A 17405-nucleotide genomic window follows, 5' to 3' on the forward strand; every position below is an offset into this window, starting at 1 on the left:
TCGGGTCAAACCAGTGCCTTGGCCTCGTCGTCCATCGTGCCCGACACTTCGTTCGCCTGCAGGATCATCTCGGTATGCGCGGCGCCCGACGGGATCATCGGGAAGCAATTGGCGAGCTTGGCGACGCGGCAGTCGACGATCACCGGCCCGTCATGGTCGAGCATCGCCTGGATGCTGTCGTCGAGATCGGCGCGGGCGTCGATGCGGATGCCCTTCCAGCCATAGGCCTCGCCCAGCCGGACGAAGTCCGGCAGCGAATCCGAATAGCTTTCGGCATAGCGGCTCTCATAGGTGAGCTCCTGCCACTGGCGCACCATCCCCATATATTCGTTGTTGAGGATGAAGATCTTGACCGGCAGCCGGTATTGTGAGGCGGTGGCGAGCTCCTGAATGTTCATCTGGATCGACGCTTCGCCGGCGATGTCGATCACGAGCGCGCGCGGATTGCCGAGCTGCGCGCCGATCGCGGCGGGCAGGCCATAGCCCATCGTGCCCAGCCCACCGCTGGTCAACCATTTGTTGGGCTTCTCGAAGCCGAAATGCTGCGCCGCCCACATCTGATGCTGGCCGACCTCGGTGGTGATGATCGGATCGCGGTGATGCGTCGCCTCCCACAAGGCGCGCACCGCGCGCTGCGGCATGATCGCCTCGCCCGTCTCCGGGAAACTGAGGCTCTGCTTCGCCCGCCAGCCGTTGATACGGTCCCACCATGCGCGCGTATCGGGGCGCGGATGCTGGCGCGACTTCCAGATGCGCACCATGTCCTCGAGGGCATGGCCGGCATCGGCGATGATCGCGAGGTCGACGCGGACGTTCTTGTTCACGCTCGACCGGTCGATATCGATATGGACCTTGCGGCTGTTCGGGCTGAACGCGTCGAGCCGGCCGGTGACGCGGTCGTCGAAGCGGCTGCCGATCGCGACGATCAGATCGGCCTGGTTCATCGCCATATTAGCCTCGTAGGTCCCGTGCATGCCGAGCATGCCGAGGAACTGGTCGGACGAGGCGGGGAAGCAGCCGAGACCCATCAGCGTCGACGTCACCGGCGCACCGGTGATCCGCGCCAGTTCGCGCAACAGTTGCGACGCGGCCGGACCCGAATTGATGATCCCGCCGCCCGTATAGAGGATCGGCCGCTCGGCGGCGGCGAGCATGTCGACGACCTGCTCGATCTGCGTCTGCGGCGCCTTGAGCTGCGGGCGATAGGTCTTGTGCTGGATCGGACCGGGCTTGCTGTAGCGCGCGGTCGCGACCTGGACGTCCTTGGGGATGTCGACCACGACCGGCCCGGGCCTGCCCGAGGTGGCGATATGGAACGCCTCGTGGATCGTCGCCCCGAGCAGCGCCGGGTCCTTGACCAGATAATTGTGCTTCGAACAGTGCCGCGTGATGCCGACCGTATCCGCCTCCTGGAAGGCGTCGGTGCCGATCAGCGCGGTCGGCACCTGACCGGTGATGACGACCATCGGGATCGAATCGAGCAGTGCGTCGGTGATTCCGGTGACCGCATTCGTCGCCCCCGGCCCGGAGGTGACGAGCACGACGCCGGGCCTGCCGGTCGAGCGGGCATAGCCTTCGGCGGCATGCGTCGCGGCCTGTTCGTGACGGACGAGGATGTGCTTGATCCGCCCCGAGCGGAACATCGCGTCATAGATCGGCAAGACCGCCCCACCGGGGTAGCCGAACACGACCTCCACGCCGAGATCGCACAGCGCCTCGACCAGGATGTCTGCTCCGCTCTTTTCGCCCACGGTATGTCTCCAACCTCGAAAAATGGTGCGGTGCGGTTAGCGCCCGGCTCCAGTAGGGTCAACCCTAATCAAGCAATAAAGTTGCTATTGATGATGTTAAAGCGAATGAATCTGTCTCTCGCACCCATTGGCTGGGAGGTTGATTACGGAACCAGGTATATTGCCGCTTGGCATAGCGGCGCGTGTCGAGCTGGAGTCGGGCGAGCGTTTCGGTCCGGTCGATCGTCCCGGAGAGCAGGGCGGCGATCGGCGGCACACCGATGGCCCGGCGGATCGGCGCATCGTCGGCGATATCGTCGCGGCGGAGCAACGCCGCCACCTCATCGACCGCGCCCTCGGCGATCATCGCGATGCAGCGCGTGTCGATACGGTCGAACAACGCGTCACGGTCGGGCAGCAGGACCGCGGCGGCGAGCGTGATCGCGTCGCCGATGCCGCCGGCACGATCCTGTTGCCACGCCGCCAGTGGTCGCCCGGTCGAACGCACCACTTCCAGCGCACGCGCGACCCGGGTCGTATCGGCGGGGGCGAGCCGGGCCGCCGCGGCGGCGTCTTCCTCGGCGAGCATGCGGTACGCGACCACCACCGGCAGCGCGCGCACCTCGGCACGCACCGCCGGGTCGATCGGCGGCACCGGCGCGATACCGTCGATCAGGGTGCGCAGATACAGGCCGGTGCCGCCGACGAGGATCGGCACGCGGCCCTCGGCATGCGCTGCGGCGATCGCAGTCCGCGCCTCGGCGGCCCAGCGTGCGGCGGAATAGCCTGCGTCGGCGGCATCGACATGGCCGAACAGGCGGTGGGGTACGCCCGCCATGTCGGCGTCATCGGGGCGGGCGGTGAGGATGCGCAGATCGGCATAGACCTGGCTTGCGTCGGCATTGATGACGATGCCGTCGTGCGTTTGGGCCAGGCGGATCGCCGCGGCGGACTTGCCGCTCGCGGTCGGCCCTGCGATGAGCGCGACCTTCGGCTTGGGGTTGGAGACTGCGATGTTCACCGCGACGCTTATAGGCGAAACGATCGGCGCAGGCGATCTGTCGGCGGCGAGCGATCGGCTCGCGGCGGCGGGGTGCGCACCGGCCGGCACGACATGGCTCGAGCCCGAGGTCGCCGCCGACCTCGCCTTCGCCGCCGATCCCGACGCGGCGCGGGCGGCGCTGGAGGGGGCATTCGCACGCACCGACGTGATCGTTCAGCCGACCGCTAGGCGGCGCAAGGCGCTGCTCGTCGCCGATATGGATTCGACGATGATCACGGTCGAATGTATCGATGAGCTAGCCGATTATGCCGGCATCAAGGCGCAGGTCGCAGCGGTGACCGAGGCGGCGATGCGCGGCGAACTCGACTTCGAGGGCGCGCTCGATGCGCGGGTGGCGCTGCTCGCGGGGCTGGACGAACGGGTGATCGCGCAATGTCTCGCCGAACGGGTGCGGATCATGCCGGGGGCCAAGTCGCTCGTCCGCACGATGCGGGCGCATGGCGCCGCGGCCGTGCTGGTCTCCGGCGGCTTCACCCGGTTCGCCGAGCCGGTGGCTGCGGAGATCGGCTTCGATCGCGCGATCGCCAACGTGCTGGAGGTCGCCGACGGTCGCCTCACCGGCACGGTGACCAAGCCGATCGTCGGTTCGGCGACCAAGGAGCAGACGCTGGGGGACTGGCTGGTCGAGCGCGGCATCGAACGCGCGCTCTCGCTCGCGGTGGGCGACGGCGCGAACGACCTGGCGATGATCGGACGCGCCGGGCTGGGCGTCGCCTATCATGCCAAGCCGATCGTCGCCGCGGCGGCAGCCGCGCGGATCGATCATGGCGACCTGTCCGCGCTGCTCTACGCGCAGGGCTATCGCCGCACCGAATGGGTCGAGTGAGTTACGGCGCGACGACGACGCAGGAGACGCCGGACGCCGCGCATGCCTTCTGCGCCGCCGCGCGGGAGCCGAACCCGCTGGCTTGCAGGCGAATGACGTTCCCCGCCTTGGCATAGATGGGCTGCGCGCCGGACAGCTTGCCGCGGACGCGCGACCATTGCGTCTGCGCATTGGCCTGCGTGCTGAAGGCACCGAGCTGGATCTTCCACGCGCCGCCGGTCGCCGCCGGCGCGACGGCGGGGAGGGGCGGCGTCTTGGCGAGCGGCGTGATGCGGTCGGCGACCGGACGATCGGGCGACAGTTCGGCCGGCGCACGCTTGCGCGTTGCCGTCGGAGCGGGCGAGGGGGCCGATTTGGCGGCGGGCGGGCGCGGTTCGCTGGCGGCGACGTCGCGCGCGGCGGCGGCGGGCGCAGCATCCAGGTCCGCAGAATAGCGCCGCGCCAGCGCGATGCCGCGTTCGCGGTCCGCCGGTGTGATATATTGATCCATCTGCGCGAGCGTCTCAGACGCCGATTTGAGCCGCGCCTGCGACGCCAGCGTCATCAGCGCATAGGCGCGCGGATAGTCGCGCGGCACGCCGTCGCCGTTGAACAGCATCGTGCCGAGCACGAGCTGCCCCCGCGGTTCGCCGCGCTTCACCGACTTCTCCAGCCAGGGCAGCGCCTCCGCCTTGCGGCCGGCCTGGAACAGCGCGAAGGCGTAATTGTCCTCTGCCTGGGGGTGGCCTTGCAGCGCCGCCTTGCGGAACCAGCTTTCCGCCAGCGCCGGATCGAGCGGCACGCCGCGGCCGAGCTTATAGGCCTGCCCCAGATTGAACTGCGCGTCGGCGTCGCCCGACATCGCCGGACCGCGCCACTGCGCCACCGCCGCGGGGAAGTCGCCGCGGCCCCAGGCGTCGACCCCCGCCTTGACGTCCTGCGCCACGGCCGGCGCAGCCACGAGACAGGCGAGCAGCGCGCCTGCGATCCAACCGGTGTTCCGCATGCTTGTCACCCTTTTCACCATCCACCGCACCATGCCCCGGACGCTTGCCGCCGCAAAGAGGGATCGGCGCGAAGGGGTCCCTTAACTGCTTGTTAGCGCTGTCGTGGCAGTCATGCTGACGGGTGGCGACAGCAATTCAAGGGGCCCTATGCGCGTTCTCGCGATGGCATCGCAAAAAGGAGGTTCGGGCAAGACGACCTTGGCCGGGCATTTGGCGGTGCAGGCCGAGCGCGCCGGCCATGGCCCGGTCGTGCTGCTCGATCTCGACCCGCAGGCCAATCTGTCCGACTGGTGGGACGATCGCAGCGGCGACCGCCCCGCCTTCGCCCAGACCAGCGCGACGCGTCTGTCCGCCGATCTCGACGTGCTGCGGCAGCAGGGGTTCAAGCTGGCGATGATCGACACGCCGCCCGGCAATGCGGTGGTGACGCAGGGCGTCGTCCATGTCGCCGAGCTCGTCGTCGTGCCGGTGCGGCCCTCGCCGCATGACGTCCGCGCCGCCGCCGCCACCGTCGATCTCTGCCAGCGTGCGGGCAAGCCGCTGGTCTTCGTGCTCAACGGCGCGACTCCCGATGCGCCGCTCAACGCCGAGACGACCGTCGCGCTGTCGCATCACGGCAGCGTCGCGCCGGTCACCGTCCACCAGCGTGCCGACTATGCCGCAGCGATGATCGACGGCGGCACCGTCATGGAGAGCGACCCCGACGGCGATCCCGCCGGGGAGATCGCGCATCTGTGGACGCATATCTGCGGCCGGCTCGAAAAGAATTTCCGCCGCACCGTGTTCAGCGTGCCGACCGTCAACGGCGGCGGCTTCGGTGCGCGTCCTGCGACCGGCGGCTTCGGCCGGCGGGTGACCGCCGGATGACGCATGCCCTTACCGCCCGACCACCTCATGGAGCTTCCGCGATGCGTGCCCGTCTGATCCTGTCGTTCGGCCTGTCGGCCCTGATGCTGGGCGGCTCGGTCGTCGGTTGCGCGGGCGGCGGTGACCGGATCGCCGCGGCGAGCGATCGCAGCGCCAAGGTGCAGGCGAAGACCGCCGCGCGCGATGCCGCCGCAGCGGGCAAGGCGCTCGCCCGCCGCGATGCCACCCAGGCGATCGAGCTCGCCGAAAGCGCCGTGGCGCTGGCGCCGCGCGATGCCGGCTATCGCCTGTTGCTGGGGCAAGCCTATCAGCAGGCGGGGCGGTTCGCCTCGGCGCGCGATACCTTTGCCGAGGTGGTGCAGCTCGCCCCCGGCAACGGCAAGGCCGCGCTCAACCTCGCGCTCGCGCAGATCGCGACCGGCGACTGGGCGGCGGCGCAGGCGACGCTGGCGCAGTATCAGGCGGTGATCCCGATCGGCGATCTCGGCCTCGCCACGGCGCTGGCGGGCAATCCGGCGGCGGCGATCGCGACGCTCAACGCTGCGGCGCGGGCGCCGGGTGCCGATGCCAAGGTGCGGCAGAATCTCGCGCTGAGCTATGCGCTCGCCGGCCAGTGGAACATGGCGCGGGTGGCGGCGGCGGCGGACATGTCCGTGGCCGACGTCGACGCGCGGCTCGAACAATGGGCTGCCTTCGCGCAGCCCAAATCGGCGTCGGACCAGGTCGCGAGCCTGCTCGGCGTGACGCCTGCGCCCGATGCCGGCCGGCCGGTCGCGCTGGCGCTCAACGCGCCGGCGCCGGTGATGCCGGCCGCGGAGGCGCCGGTGCAGCTCGCAGAGGCCGCGCCGATGGTCGCGCCGGCACCGGATGCGAGCCGCGCCGCCTTCGCCAAGATCGTCTTCGCGCCGGCACGCGAGGTGGTGCAGCCGCTGCCGACGATGATGGCGCGGGTCGACAGCCGCACGGTGCGCCGCGCGACGGTCACCCCGATAGCCGAGCGGGGCGAGGGCGACTGGTACGTCCAGATCGGCGCGTACAGCAGCGCCGCGGCGGCGCATGCCGGCTGGGACAGAGCGGAGCGACGGTTCTCCGCGCTGACCGGGCATCGCCCGACCGGGACGACCGTCGCCGCCGCGCAAGGATCGCTCTACCGCCTGTCGATCGGCGGGTTCGACCGCGACCAGGCCGACCGGATGTGCGACCGCTTCCGCGCCGAGGGCGGCACCTGTTTCGTCCGGCGCGAGGCGGGGGACCGCATCGCGCAATGGCTGCGGACGCCGGTGCAGATGGCGTCGCGCTGACCGGCTAGATCTCGCGGCCGGCCTTCCAGAGGCGCAGCACGCGGCCCTGGACGGGCAGGCCGTCGAACGGCGTATTGCCCGCCGAGGCGAAGGCCATGCCGTCGACCTGCCACGGCGTGTCGGCATCGAACAGCATCAGATCGGCGGGCTTGCCGACCTCCAGCGTCCCCGTGTCGAGACCGAGCACCCGCGCCGGATTCGCCGCCAGCATCGCCAGCAGCCGGTCGAGCGGCAGCACGCCGTCGCGGACCAGCAGCAGCCCCAAGGGCAGCAACGTTTCCGCCCCCGCCATCCCCGCCGCCGAATCGACGAAGGGCAGCCGCTTCGCCTCCGGCCCGTGCGGGTCGTGGCCCGAGCACAGCACGTCGATCGTGCCGTCCGCCACCGCCGCCCGCGCCGCCTGCCGGTCGCCCTCGCTGCGCAGCGGCGGCGAGAGGTGGGCGTAGGTGCGGAAGTCGCTCATCGCGATGTCCGACAGGTGGAGATGCGCGGGCGTGATGCCGCAGGTGACGCGCACCCCGCGGCGCTTGGCGGCGCGGATCAGGTCGAACGCCGCGGCGGTGGTCGCCTGGCGGATGTGGAGGCGCGCGCCGGTCTCCTCGGCGAGCATCAGGTCGCGCGCCACCGCCAGCGCCTCGGCGATCGCCGGCGCGGAGGGGAGGCCGTGGCGCGTCGCCGTCTCGCCGTCGGTCGCCACCGCGCCCGCGGTGAGCGTGCCGTCCTCGCCATGCGCGATCACCGCGATGTCGAGGTCGCGGGCATAAGCGAGGACGCGCAGCATCACGCCGGTGTCGGCGATCCAGCCGCGCCCGGTGCCGACCGCCTTCGCCCCCGCCGACAGACAGATCGCCATCTCCGCCATGTCGGTGCCGGCGAGCCCCTGCGTCGCGGCGGCGATCGGGTGGATCCACAGGTCGGGCTTGCCGATCAGCGCCGCGCGCTGGACGACGCCGGGATCGTCGAGCACCGGATTGCCGTCCGGCATCAGCGCGACGCGGACGATGCCGCCGGCGCGGAAGGCGGCGCGATCGACCTTGAACACGCCGAGATCGACGATCCCCGGCGCCAGCGTCGCGCCGTCGCAGGCGACCGTCACCGCATCGCCCGGCAGATCGAACGTGCCGCGCGCGACGATCACGCCGTCGCGGACGAGCAGCCCGCCGCGCGTCACCCCGCCGACCGGGCAGGCGAGCGTCGCATCGAGAAAGGCGATCGTGCTCATGCCCAGCCCTCCACGCCGCGCGCGCGCCGCGTCAGCACGTCGAGACACGCCATCCGGACCGCCACGCCCATCTCCACCTGTTCGGTGATCGCCGACTGCGGCCCGTCCGCCACCACCGAATCGATCTCCACGCCGCGGTTCATCGGCCCCGGATGCATCACCAGCGCGTCCGGCAGCCGCGCCAGCCGCTCCGGCGTCAGCCCGTAGCGGAGGCGATATTCGCGGCTCGACGGGATATAGCCGCCCGCCATCCGCTCGTTCTGGACGCGCAGCATCATCACCACGTCGGCGCCGACCAGCGCCGCGTCGAAATCGGTGAACGGCGCCACCCCCATCCGCTCGATCCCGGCGGGCATCAGCGTCGAGGGCGCGCACACCCGCACCTCGGCGGCGAGCGCGGTCAGCGCGAGAATGTTCGAGCGCGCGACGCGGCTGTGCAGCACGTCGCCGCAGATCACCACGCGCTGGCCGGCGATGCTGCCCTTGCGCCGGCGGATGGTGAGCGCGTCGAGCAGCGCCTGCGTCGGATGTTCGTGGCGGCCGTCGCCGGCGTTGAGCACCGGGCAATCGACCTTGTCGGCGATCAGCCGCACCGCGCCGCTCGCCATATGGCGGATAACGATGACGTCGGCGCGCATCGCGTTGAGCGTCTGCGCGGTATCGATCAGCGTCTCGCCCTTCTTCACGCTCGACTGCGCCGCATGCATGTTGACGACGTCGGCGCCGAGCCGCTTGCCGGCGATCTCGAAGCTCAGCAGCGTGCGCGTGCTGTTTTCGAAGAAGGCGTTGATCTGGGTGAGGCCGGCGAGCCGCTTGTCGGGCGCGGCATGGCTGCGGTTCGCCGCGACCCAGCTTTCCGCCTCGTCGAGCAGGAAGGCGATCTCATGCGGCTGGAGCCCGTCGATGCCGGTGAGGTGCCGGTGCGGGAAGACGGCGCCGCCCTCGATCAGGGCGGCGGGGCGGTGGTCCGAACGGTTCATCAAGCGCGCCGGTTAGCGCGCAGGGCGGGCGGGAGCAAGCGGGGCCGCTGCCGCCGACGGATTGTGGCAGCAATGCGGCAACATGGACAAGTTGGACACCTTGACGGAAACGATCCGGGGGGATCGTTTCGGATTTTGTGGTGGTGGGACTCGCGATGTGAAAGAGCCGGGTGGAGTGTAGCAGAGGGGAGGGACGTAGGACAGGGGTACTCGGCCAGCAGTCGAACTACCGTAGTTCATTGCCATGCGAGGCTATTAAACCCCGAGAGCTTCGTGCCTGCCTCTTAGCTCGTTTGCGAGCACTCATAAAAAGGGCGTGTACAGCTAGACCATTGTGCTTCTTCCACAATTTATTAATGTCGCGGCGGCATGAGGACCTTTTTGGGAGAGGATGTTCGTGGCATTTAAAAGCGAAGTCCGCGATAGCACGATCAATGCTTTGCTCGAAAAGGCAGCGGAAAAAAGTTATAAGCAGTATCTGGCAAAACTAACCCTAAAAAAGATTCGTGGCTTTGTAGATGAGCCAATATCTTTTGATTTTCCGGTCACTGCTATCATTGGCCCAAACGGCGGCGGCAAAACTACCGTGCTTGGTGCGGCAGGAATCATATACCGCGATATTCCGCCACGAGCTTTTTTCTCCAAAAGTGGTAAGTACGACAGCGGGATGCAGGACTGGTCAATCGAATATGATATCGTTGACCGAGAAATTGTGACGCGCAATTCTCTTCAAAGAACTGCAAGTTTCAAAAGTCTCAAATGGAACAGAGATGCTTTAAATCGTCAAGCGCTTTTATTTGGGGTTTCAAGGACGGTCCCCGCGAGCGAAAGAAAGGAGCTGCTTAGCTGTACCTCACGAAAGTTTTCGGTTCCAGATGCGCGGGTTGCACCGTTTTCAGCGGATATCAATGATGCGGTTTCAAGGATACTTGGTAAGGATGTTTCCGGGTTTAAAGAGATCAAGGTGCATCCCAGCGGAACTGTCACGCTTTTGACGGGACAAACGTCGACGGGGGTTGGCTATTCCGAGTTTCATTTTGGCGCCGGGGAGTCTAGCATCATTAGGATGGTTGCCTCCATTGAGGCAGCAAAAGATAATGCTTTGGTTCTTATCGAAGAAATTGAGAACGGACTTCATCCGGTTGCTACAATTCGGCTGGTAGAATACTTAATTTGGGCGGCTGAGAGGAAAAAAATTCAAGTAATATTTACGACGCACTCTAATGAAGCATTGCATCCTCTTCCGAGCAAGGCGGTGTGGTCCGCAACGAAGGACAAGCTCTTCCAAGGGAAGCTCGACGTTGCCTCGCTGCGAGCTATCACGGGGCAAATCGAGACTGCCTCGGTTGTCTTTGTCGAAGATGAGTTTGCAAAGATATGGGTGGAAGCAATACTGCGACAGAGTGCTCGCTCCATTATTGACCATTTCCAAGTGCACGCAATGTCAGGTGATGGTACTGCTGTCGCTATGAACAAATATCATAACAGCAATCCGGCAATCACTGTTCCATCTGTTTGCGTAATTGATGGAGATTCACGTCAGGAGGACAGTGACGAGAAGCGTGTTTACCGCCTGCCGGGCGAGGCCCCTGAAGCCTACGTTTTTGACGATTGTATTGATAGGTGGGACGAAATTGGAGGTAAGCTATCAGTGGCTCTACTTCAAAAATTTGAAGACAGCTCGAGTGTGTTAGATGTATGCAGGTCAGTGAGAAGAACTAATAAAGACACCCATTTACTATTCTCACAAGTCGGTGAGAAGCTCGGACTTATCCCGGGATATACAGTTGCATCCGCATTCACGACTTTGTGGGCCCAATTCAATCCGGACGTTGTTAGGACACTAATCGGAAAGGTGGCGCAAGGGGCCGGAGCTTTGGTGCCAGCCTAAAGGTTCGGCTTGCGCTTCAAGGGGTATTATCACAGGGTCCATGAGATCCAAGCGACTGCAACACTTATGTGATGGGACCCTGTGAAGTGGCTGGCTAAAACTAAGAAGGCAGAGTTGCTTATAGGATTTTTTTCTACACCATCACCAGCGCATCGATCGCCGCCTGCAGGATATGCGCCGCCGCAAGGTTATCCACCCGCTCGGCGCGCTTGGCGCGGCTCATGTCCTGTTCGATCATCACGCGTTCCACCGCGACCGTCGACCAGCGTTCGTCCCACAGCAGGATCGGCAGGCCGAGGTCGGTGCAATTGCGCGCGAAGGCGCGGGTCGACTGGCTGCGCGGGCTCTCGCTGCCGTCGAGGTTGAGCGGCAGGCCGAGCACCAGCCCCTTGACCTGCTGCGCCGCGATCAGCGCGACCAGCGCCGCCTTGTCCTGCGTGAACTTGGCGCGGCGGATCAGCGTCGCGGGGCTGGCGAAGCTCCAGCCGGCGTCGCAAAGCGCGGTGCCGATCGTCTTGCTGCCGAGGTCGAGCCCGAGCAGCCGCCCGCCGTCCGGCAGCGCCTCGCGGAAGACGGCGCGGTCGGGGGTGATCATCGCGACGCCCCGAAGGCGGCGAGGCGGCGCTGCGCATCGGCGCGGACGTTGGCCCAGAACAGGCTATAGTCGTAGACGTGGTAATTGTTGCCGGGCAGCACGTAGCTGCCGAGATCGGGCGGCGTGCCGATCAGCAGGAAGCCGCGCGGGCCGCAGCGCGCGGGCACCGTGCCGCTGGCGATCGTCGCGCTGCTGAGGTCGGCGCTGGGGTAGAGCGTGCCCTGGTTGGCGCTCGCCGGCGCGGCGGCATCGGCGGTGCCGGTCAGCGGATTGGTGCAGACCATGTCGCTGCCCTTGCGGGGCGCGCCGTCGAAGCCGGTCGTCGCATCGTAGATGTCGGTGATCTGGCGCGGATCGGCGGGCTCGGCGAAACTCTCCCACGACAGCAGGCAGCGCACCTGATCGGGGCGGGTGCATTGCGGCAGGCCGAGCGCGGCGAGATCGTGCGCCTCGGACACCGGCCAGCCGACGACATAGGCGGCGACGATGCGCCGCGCGATCGGCTTGCCGGCGATCTGCTCGCGCAGCAGGCGGGTGAGGTGGAGCGCGCCCTGGCTGTGCCCGGCGAGGATGATCGGCCGCTTGGGATCGACCTGCGCCACGAAGGCGGCGAAGGCGGCGGCGACGTCGCCATAGGCGAGGTCGAGCGCGCGATTGGCATCGGCGACGCTGGTCAGGAAGGCGCCGAACGTCGCCTGGCGATAGCGCGGCGCCCAGATCTCGCCGGCGGCGTTGAACGCGCTCGCCTGGCCGCGCAGGAAGATCGCGGCGCGTGCGTTGGTCTCGGCATCGTCGAGCGCGGCGTTCCAATGGTCGCGGCCGATGTAGGAGGTCGGGTGGATGAAGAACACCGCCGCCCTGGGCGCGGTCGCGGGCGTGTAGCCGGCGGGCGTCCACAGCGCCGGATTGCCGGCGATGTCGGGCCGGGCGATCCACATCGCGCGCGCTTCATAGCGTTGGGCGTCGACGCGCGGCTGCGCCCTGAACGCCTCCGACGGGACCAGCGCCATGCGCAGGATCTCGACGCCGTACAGGCGATAGGCGAGCGCCCCGGCGATGACGAGCGCGATCAGCGCGGCGAAGACATAGAGGAATTTGCGGGCCAAGCGTGTCGGTGTCCGGGCAGGGCAGGGAGCGCTTCTGATGGACGAGCCCCGCCGAACTGGCAACACGAGGTTGCATCGGCGAAGCTGCCTCTGCTAGCCGCAACCTCATGTCCGTAGACACCGCCACCGTGAAGAAGGTCGCCGCGCTCGCGCGCATCGCGATCACCGACGAGGACGCGAGCCGCCTCGCCCCCGAACTCAGCAACATCCTCGGCTGGATCGAGCAACTGGAGGGGGTCGACACCGCCGGCGTCGCGCCGATGACCGCGGTCATCCCCAACCAGCTGCGGCTGCGCGACGATGTCGTCGATGCCGATCCGCTGACCGGCGGCGGCATCCGCGACAGCCTGATGGCCAATGCGCCGCAGGCCGAACATGGCTTCTTTACCGTTCCCAAGGTGATCGAATAATGGCCGACCTGACCGACCTCGGCGTCGCCGCGATCCGCGACGGCGTGCGCAGTGGCGCCTTCTCCGCGGTGGAGGTCGCCGACGCCTTCATCGTCAAGGTCGCCAAGGCCAAGCCGCTCAACGCCTTCCTCGTCGAGACGCCCGACGCGGCGCTCGCCGCCGCACGCGCCGCCGATACCGCGCGCGCGGCCGGCGAGACGCTCAAGCCGCTCGCCGGCGTGCCGATCGGGATGAAGGACCTGTTCTGCACCAAGGGCGTCGCGACCACCGCGGCGAGCCATATCCTCGAAGGCTTCGTGCCGACCTACGAATCGACCGTGTCGCAGAATCTGTGGGACGCGGGCGCGGGGATGCTCGGCAAGCTCAACATGGACCAGTTCGCGATGGGCTCGTCGAACGAGACGAGCGCGTTCGGCAACGTCATCTCGCCGTGGCGGCGGCCGGGCAGCGATGCGCCGCTCGCGCCGGGCGGATCGTCGGGCGGCAGCTCGTCGGCGGTGGCGGCGGGGCTGTGCCCCGGCGCGACCGGCACCGACACCGGCGGCTCGATCCGCCAGCCGGCGGCGTTCACCGGCATCAGCGGCATCAAGCCGACCTATGGCCGCTGCTCGCGCTGGGGGACGATCGCCTTCGCCTCGTCGCTGGATCAGGCCGGGCCGATGGCGCGCGACGTGCGCGACTGCGCGATCCTGCTCGAGGCGATGGCCGGGTTCGACGCCAAGGACGCGACCTCGCTGCGCCAGGACGTGCCGCGCTGGGAGGCGGGCCTGTCGGGCAGTCTCGCCGGCAAGCGCGTCGGTGTTCCCAAGGAATATCGCGTCGACGGGATGCCCGAGGAGATCGAGGCGCTGTGGCAGGCGGGGATCGACTGGCTGCGCGATGCGGGCGCGGAGATCGTCGACGTGTCGCTGCCGCATACGAAGTACGCGCTGCCGGCCTATTACATCATCGCGCCGGCGGAGGCCTCGTCCAACCTCGCGCGCTATGACGGCGTGCGTTACGGCCTGCGTGAGCTGCCCGAGGGGGCGGGGTTGCAGGACATGTACGCCGCGACCCGCGCCGCCGGCTTCGGACCGGAGGTGAAGCGCCGCATCATGATCGGCACCTATGTGCTGTCGGCGGGCTTCTACGACGCGTATTACACGCAGGCGCAGAAGGTGCGGACGCTGATCGCGCGCGATTTCGAGCGGGCGTGGGAGAGCTGCGACGTGCTGCTGACCCCGACCGCGCCGTCGGCGGCGTTCGCGCTCGGCGAGAAGTCGGCCGATCCGATCGCCATGTATCTCAACGACGTGTTCACCGTGCCGTCGAGCCTCGCGGGCCTGCCGGCGATGAGCGTGCCGGGCGGGCTCGACAAGCAAGGGCTGCCGCTGGGGTTGCAGATCATCGGCAAGCCGCTCGACGAGCAGGGCGTGCTGAACGCCGGACTGGCGATCGAGCAGCGCGCCGGCTTCACCGCGCGGCCGCAGACGTGGTGGTAGGTGATGCATGTTGCAGAGATCGTCGCAGGCATTTGCGAGGTTCTCGGCATTTTTGAGGGTCGCGCCGGCAAGCTTCGCCGTCGGAATGATGATCGGCCAGCCAGGCGACGTGGAGGCGCTTGCCCGGCAGAGCCGAGTAATCGCCCTAGGACAAAATCATGGGGCAGGAACGTCGGTATGATGGCCGGACGGGTGCCAGCCCTGATACGAATTGATCGGCAGGAATCGAAATGACGGAATCCAGCTACCGCATCCAGGGCGCCACCGGCGAGTGGGAGGTCGTCATCGGCCTCGAGGTCCATGCGCAGGTCACCTCCAACGCCAAATTGTTCTCGGGCGCGGCGACCGCCTTCGGCGCGGAGCCGAACACGCAGGTCAGCCTGGTCGATGCGGCGATGCCGGGGATGCTGCCGGTGCCGAACATGGAGTGCATCCGCCAGGCGGTGCGCACCGGCATGGCGATCGACGCGGAGATCAACCGCTGGTCGCGGTTCGACCGCAAGAATTATTTCTACGCCGATCTGCCGCAGGGCTATCAGATCAGCCAGCTCTACCATCCGCTGGTCGGCGAGGGCGCGATCGAGATCAGCCCCGACGACAAGAACCCCGACGCGACCAAGACGATCGGCGTCGAGCGCATCCACGTCGAGCAGGATGCCGGCAAGCTGATGCACGACCAGCATCCGACGCGCTCCTATGTCGACCTCAACCGCTCGGGCGTCGCGCTGATGGAGATCGTCAGCCGGCCCGACATGCGCTCGCCGGCGGAGGCGGGGGCCTATCTGCGCAAGCTGCGCGCGATCCTGCGCTATGTCGGCTCGTGCGACGGCAATATGGAGGAGGGGTCGATGCGCGCCGACGTCAACGTCAGCGTGCGCAAGCCCGGCGACGACCTCGGCACGCGCACCGAGACCAAGAACGTCAATTCGGTGCGCTTCGTCATGGCGGCGATCGAATATGAGGCGAAGCGGCAGGTCGAGCTGATCGAGGACGGCGGCCGCGTCGTGCAGGAGACGCGGCTGTTCAACGTCGAAAGCGGCACGACGCGGTCGATGCGGTCGAAGGAAGACGCGCACGATTACCGCTATTTCCCCGATCCCGACCTGCTGCCGCTTGAACTCGACGAGGCATTCCTCGCCGCATGCCGCGCGAGCCTGCCCGAACTGCCCGACGCCAAGCGCAAGCGCTACGAGGCGCTCGGCATCTCCGCCTATCAGGCCGACGTGCTGACCGCCGAGGTCGAGGCGGCGCGCTGGTTCGACGCGCTGCTCGAGGCGGGGGCCAAGCCGGTGGCGGCGGCGAACTGGACGACGTCGGAACTGTTCGGCGCGCTCAACCGCGGCGGGCACGACATCGCCCAGTCGCCGGTGTCGCCCGCGCAGGCCGCCGAGCTGCTCGCGCTGGTCGCCGACGGCACGCTGTCGGGCAGCCTCGCCAAGCAGGTGTTCGAGGTGATGCTGGAGACGGGCGACGCCCCGGCCAAGATCGTCGAGGACCGCGGTCTCAAGCAGACCAGCGACACCGGCGCGATCGAGGCGGTGATCGCCGAGGTGATCGCCAAGAACCCCAACCAGCTCGCGCAATATCGCGGCGGCAAGGAGACGCTGTTCGGCTTCTTCGTCGGCCAGACGATGAAGGCGATGGGCGGCAAGGCCAATCCGGCGGTGGTCAACGACTTGCTGAAGAAGGCGCTGAGCTGAGGCGAGGGGGCTTTGGGCTTTTTTGTGGGGGTGCGAGAGCGGAGGCTGTCGTCGTCTGAGCGGCGTCGTCACCGGATAGTGGTCGGGGCAGGGCAGTAAGTTTCACCAGTGCTCCCGCGAAGGCGGGGGCCTAGTGTTCCTTTGGCCGCTAACCGTTGCTCTGCTTGGCCACTGGATTCCCGCCTGCGCGGGAATACTGGGGATTTGGCAGGCGGTTCGGCTGAGTTCAGCAAGCGCGGAGGGATTTCGGAGCGGTTTCGGGAGCCTCAGGCCCGCACGGCCCCTATGCGGCCACCATCGCACCCCACGCACCACCCCGGCGAAGGCCGGGGTCCAGATGGGGGAAGCTTCGTCGTGACTTACGACGGTCTCCCAACTGGGCCCCCGCCTTCGCCGGGGCGGTCAGGAGGGTGGTGGGGCGGATTTCGCCTCGCGGAGCGGAGGATGCCGGGACACGCCCGCGCGGCGAGGGATGCGCCGGGGCGCCTTGCCTTCGAGCGAGCAGCCTATTCCGCAGCCCCGGCCCATCACCGGGGCGACGGGTCGACGCAGGTCGGGTAAGGCCATGTGCCGAAGGAGAGTGGCGATGAAGCGGATGGTCGGTCTGATGATGATGGTGTCGCTCGCGATGCCAGCCATGGCGCAGCAGGCAGTCGGGACGGCGCCACCGGTGCCGGCGCCCGCGCCCGCGCCGTCGACGCCCGCATCCGCGCTGCCGCGCGTCGCGCTCGACACCAGCGCCGGGCGGATCGTGATCGAGGCGGATACGCAGCATGCGCCGATCACCGCCGGCAATTTCCTCAAATATGTCGCGGGCAAGCGGCTCGACGGCACCGTCTTCTACCGCACGGTCAAGGTCGCCGACCGGTTCGGCTTCGTCCAGTTCGGCACCAATGGTGACGCCAAGCGGACGTTGCCGCCGATCAGGCACGAGCCGACGACGCAGACCGGGCTGCATCATACCGACGGTGCGATTTCGGTCGCGCGGTTCGCGCCGGGCAGCGCACGCGGCGACTTCACGATCAGCGTCGGCGATCAGAGCGCGTCGCTCGACGCCGATCCCGCCAAGCCGGGCGACAATCTCGGCTATGCCGCCTTCGGTCACGTCGTCGAGGGGATGGACGTGATCGTCCATATCCTCGACGCGCCGGTGTCGCCGACCGAGACGATCGGCGGTTCGTTCAAGGGCGAGGTGCCGGCGAGCAAGGTGACGATCCGCACGGCGCGGATCGTCCCATAAGGGGCGG

General features: G+C 67.7%; 15 protein-coding genes. 8 read left to right on the plus strand and 7 right to left on the minus strand.

The features are described from left to right. Positions 1–5: 5 nt before the first annotated feature. Together BW41_RS07580 and miaA are read right to left on the minus strand one after the other, a co-directional pair. Positions 6–1751, minus strand: coding sequence for an acetolactate synthase 3 large subunit (locus tag BW41_RS07580; protein ID WP_037533083.1), 1746 nt, complete (start codon positions 1749–1751; stop codon positions 6–8). A gap of 64 nt (positions 1752–1815) precedes the next feature. Beyond that, entirely contained in the window at positions 1816–2745 is a 930-nt protein-coding gene (gene miaA, locus BW41_RS07585; RefSeq protein ID WP_037533310.1) for a tRNA (adenosine(37)-N6)-dimethylallyltransferase MiaA, read from the minus strand. On the opposite strand from miaA, the gene serB reads away from it, so the two are divergent. Then, the gene (serB, locus tag BW41_RS07590) at positions 2744–3619 is read left to right on the plus strand and encodes a phosphoserine phosphatase SerB (protein ID WP_037533084.1); all 876 of its coding nucleotides are present in this window, start codon (positions 2744–2746) and stop codon (positions 3617–3619) included. The two genes, miaA and serB, sit on opposite strands and share 2 nt — an antisense overlap. Position 3620: 1 nt before the next feature. Here serB and BW41_RS07595 read toward each other — a convergent pair whose 3' ends face one another. Beyond that, on the minus strand, positions 3621–4604 hold the full coding sequence (locus BW41_RS07595) for an SPOR domain-containing protein (protein WP_037533085.1): 984 nt from the start codon (positions 4602–4604) through the stop codon (positions 3621–3623). Positions 4605–4752: 148 nt separating this feature from the next. On the opposite strand from BW41_RS07595, the gene BW41_RS07600 reads away from it, so the two are divergent. Both BW41_RS07600 and BW41_RS07605 read left to right on the plus strand, forming a co-directional pair. Beyond that, positions 4753–5472 carry a ParA family protein gene (locus BW41_RS07600; protein ID WP_037533086.1) on the plus strand — a complete coding sequence of 240 codons (720 nt, stop codon included), beginning with the start codon at positions 4753–4755 and terminating at the stop codon, positions 5470–5472. A gap of 41 nt (positions 5473–5513) precedes the next feature. Next, positions 5514–6773, plus strand: a complete 1260-nt coding sequence (locus tag BW41_RS07605) for a tetratricopeptide repeat protein (protein WP_037533089.1) — start codon at positions 5514–5516, stop codon at positions 6771–6773. Between the two features lie 4 nt (positions 6774–6777). Here the strand turns inward: BW41_RS07605 and BW41_RS07610 are convergent, their stop codons facing one another. Both BW41_RS07610 and BW41_RS07615 read right to left on the minus strand, forming a co-directional pair. Further along, positions 6778–7995, minus strand: coding sequence for a dihydroorotase (locus BW41_RS07610; RefSeq protein ID WP_037533094.1), 1218 nt, complete (start codon positions 7993–7995; stop codon positions 6778–6780). Beyond that, positions 7992–8975 (minus strand): aspartate carbamoyltransferase catalytic subunit, encoded by a 984-nt coding sequence (locus BW41_RS07615; protein WP_037533096.1) that lies wholly within the window; start codon positions 8973–8975, stop codon positions 7992–7994. The genes BW41_RS07610 and BW41_RS07615 overlap by 4 nt, the downstream gene beginning before the upstream one ends. Before the next feature lie 397 nt (positions 8976–9372). Here BW41_RS07615 and BW41_RS20475 point away from each other — a divergent pair, with 397 nt between their 5' ends. Further along, entirely contained in the window at positions 9373–10866 is a 1494-nt protein-coding gene (locus BW41_RS20475; protein WP_200870368.1) for an ATP-dependent nuclease, read from the plus strand. 133 nt (positions 10867–10999) lie between these two features. Here BW41_RS20475 and ruvX read toward each other — a convergent pair whose 3' ends face one another. Then, positions 11000–11461 (minus strand): Holliday junction resolvase RuvX, encoded by a 462-nt coding sequence (ruvX, locus tag BW41_RS07620; RefSeq protein ID WP_037533098.1) that lies wholly within the window; start codon positions 11459–11461, stop codon positions 11000–11002. Beyond that, a complete protein-coding gene (locus BW41_RS07625) occupies positions 11458–12567 on the minus strand; it encodes a DUF3089 domain-containing protein (RefSeq protein WP_037533100.1) in 1110 nt (369 codons plus the stop codon). The genes ruvX and BW41_RS07625 overlap by 4 nt, the downstream gene beginning before the upstream one ends. A 107-nt stretch (positions 12568–12674) precedes the next feature. Here BW41_RS07625 and gatC point away from each other — a divergent pair, with 107 nt between their 5' ends. From gatC to BW41_RS07645, 4 genes are all read left to right on the plus strand, one after another. Continuing rightward, complete coding sequence (gene gatC / locus BW41_RS07630; protein ID WP_037533111.1) at positions 12675–12977, plus strand: Asp-tRNA(Asn)/Glu-tRNA(Gln) amidotransferase subunit GatC; 303 nt, start codon at positions 12675–12677, stop codon at positions 12975–12977. Then, positions 12977–14458 (plus strand): Asp-tRNA(Asn)/Glu-tRNA(Gln) amidotransferase subunit GatA, encoded by a 1482-nt coding sequence (gene gatA, locus BW41_RS07635; RefSeq protein WP_037533114.1) that lies wholly within the window; start codon positions 12977–12979, stop codon positions 14456–14458. Before gatC ends, gatA begins: the two co-directional genes overlap by 1 nt. A 230-nt stretch (positions 14459–14688) precedes the next feature. Further along, positions 14689–16158 carry an Asp-tRNA(Asn)/Glu-tRNA(Gln) amidotransferase subunit GatB gene (gene gatB / locus BW41_RS07640; protein WP_037533117.1) on the plus strand — a complete coding sequence of 490 codons (1470 nt, stop codon included), beginning with the start codon at positions 14689–14691 and terminating at the stop codon, positions 16156–16158. A 586-nt stretch (positions 16159–16744) separates the two neighbouring features. Continuing rightward, positions 16745–17398, plus strand: a complete 654-nt coding sequence (locus BW41_RS07645; RefSeq protein WP_235199680.1) for a peptidylprolyl isomerase — start codon at positions 16745–16747, stop codon at positions 17396–17398. The last annotated feature ends 7 nt before the right edge of the window (positions 17399–17405 follow it).

It is taken from the genome of Sphingomonas sp. RIT328, assembly GCF_000632225.1.
GTDB classification, from domain to species: Bacteria; Pseudomonadota; Alphaproteobacteria; order Sphingomonadales; family Sphingomonadaceae; genus Sphingomonas; species Sphingomonas kyungheensis.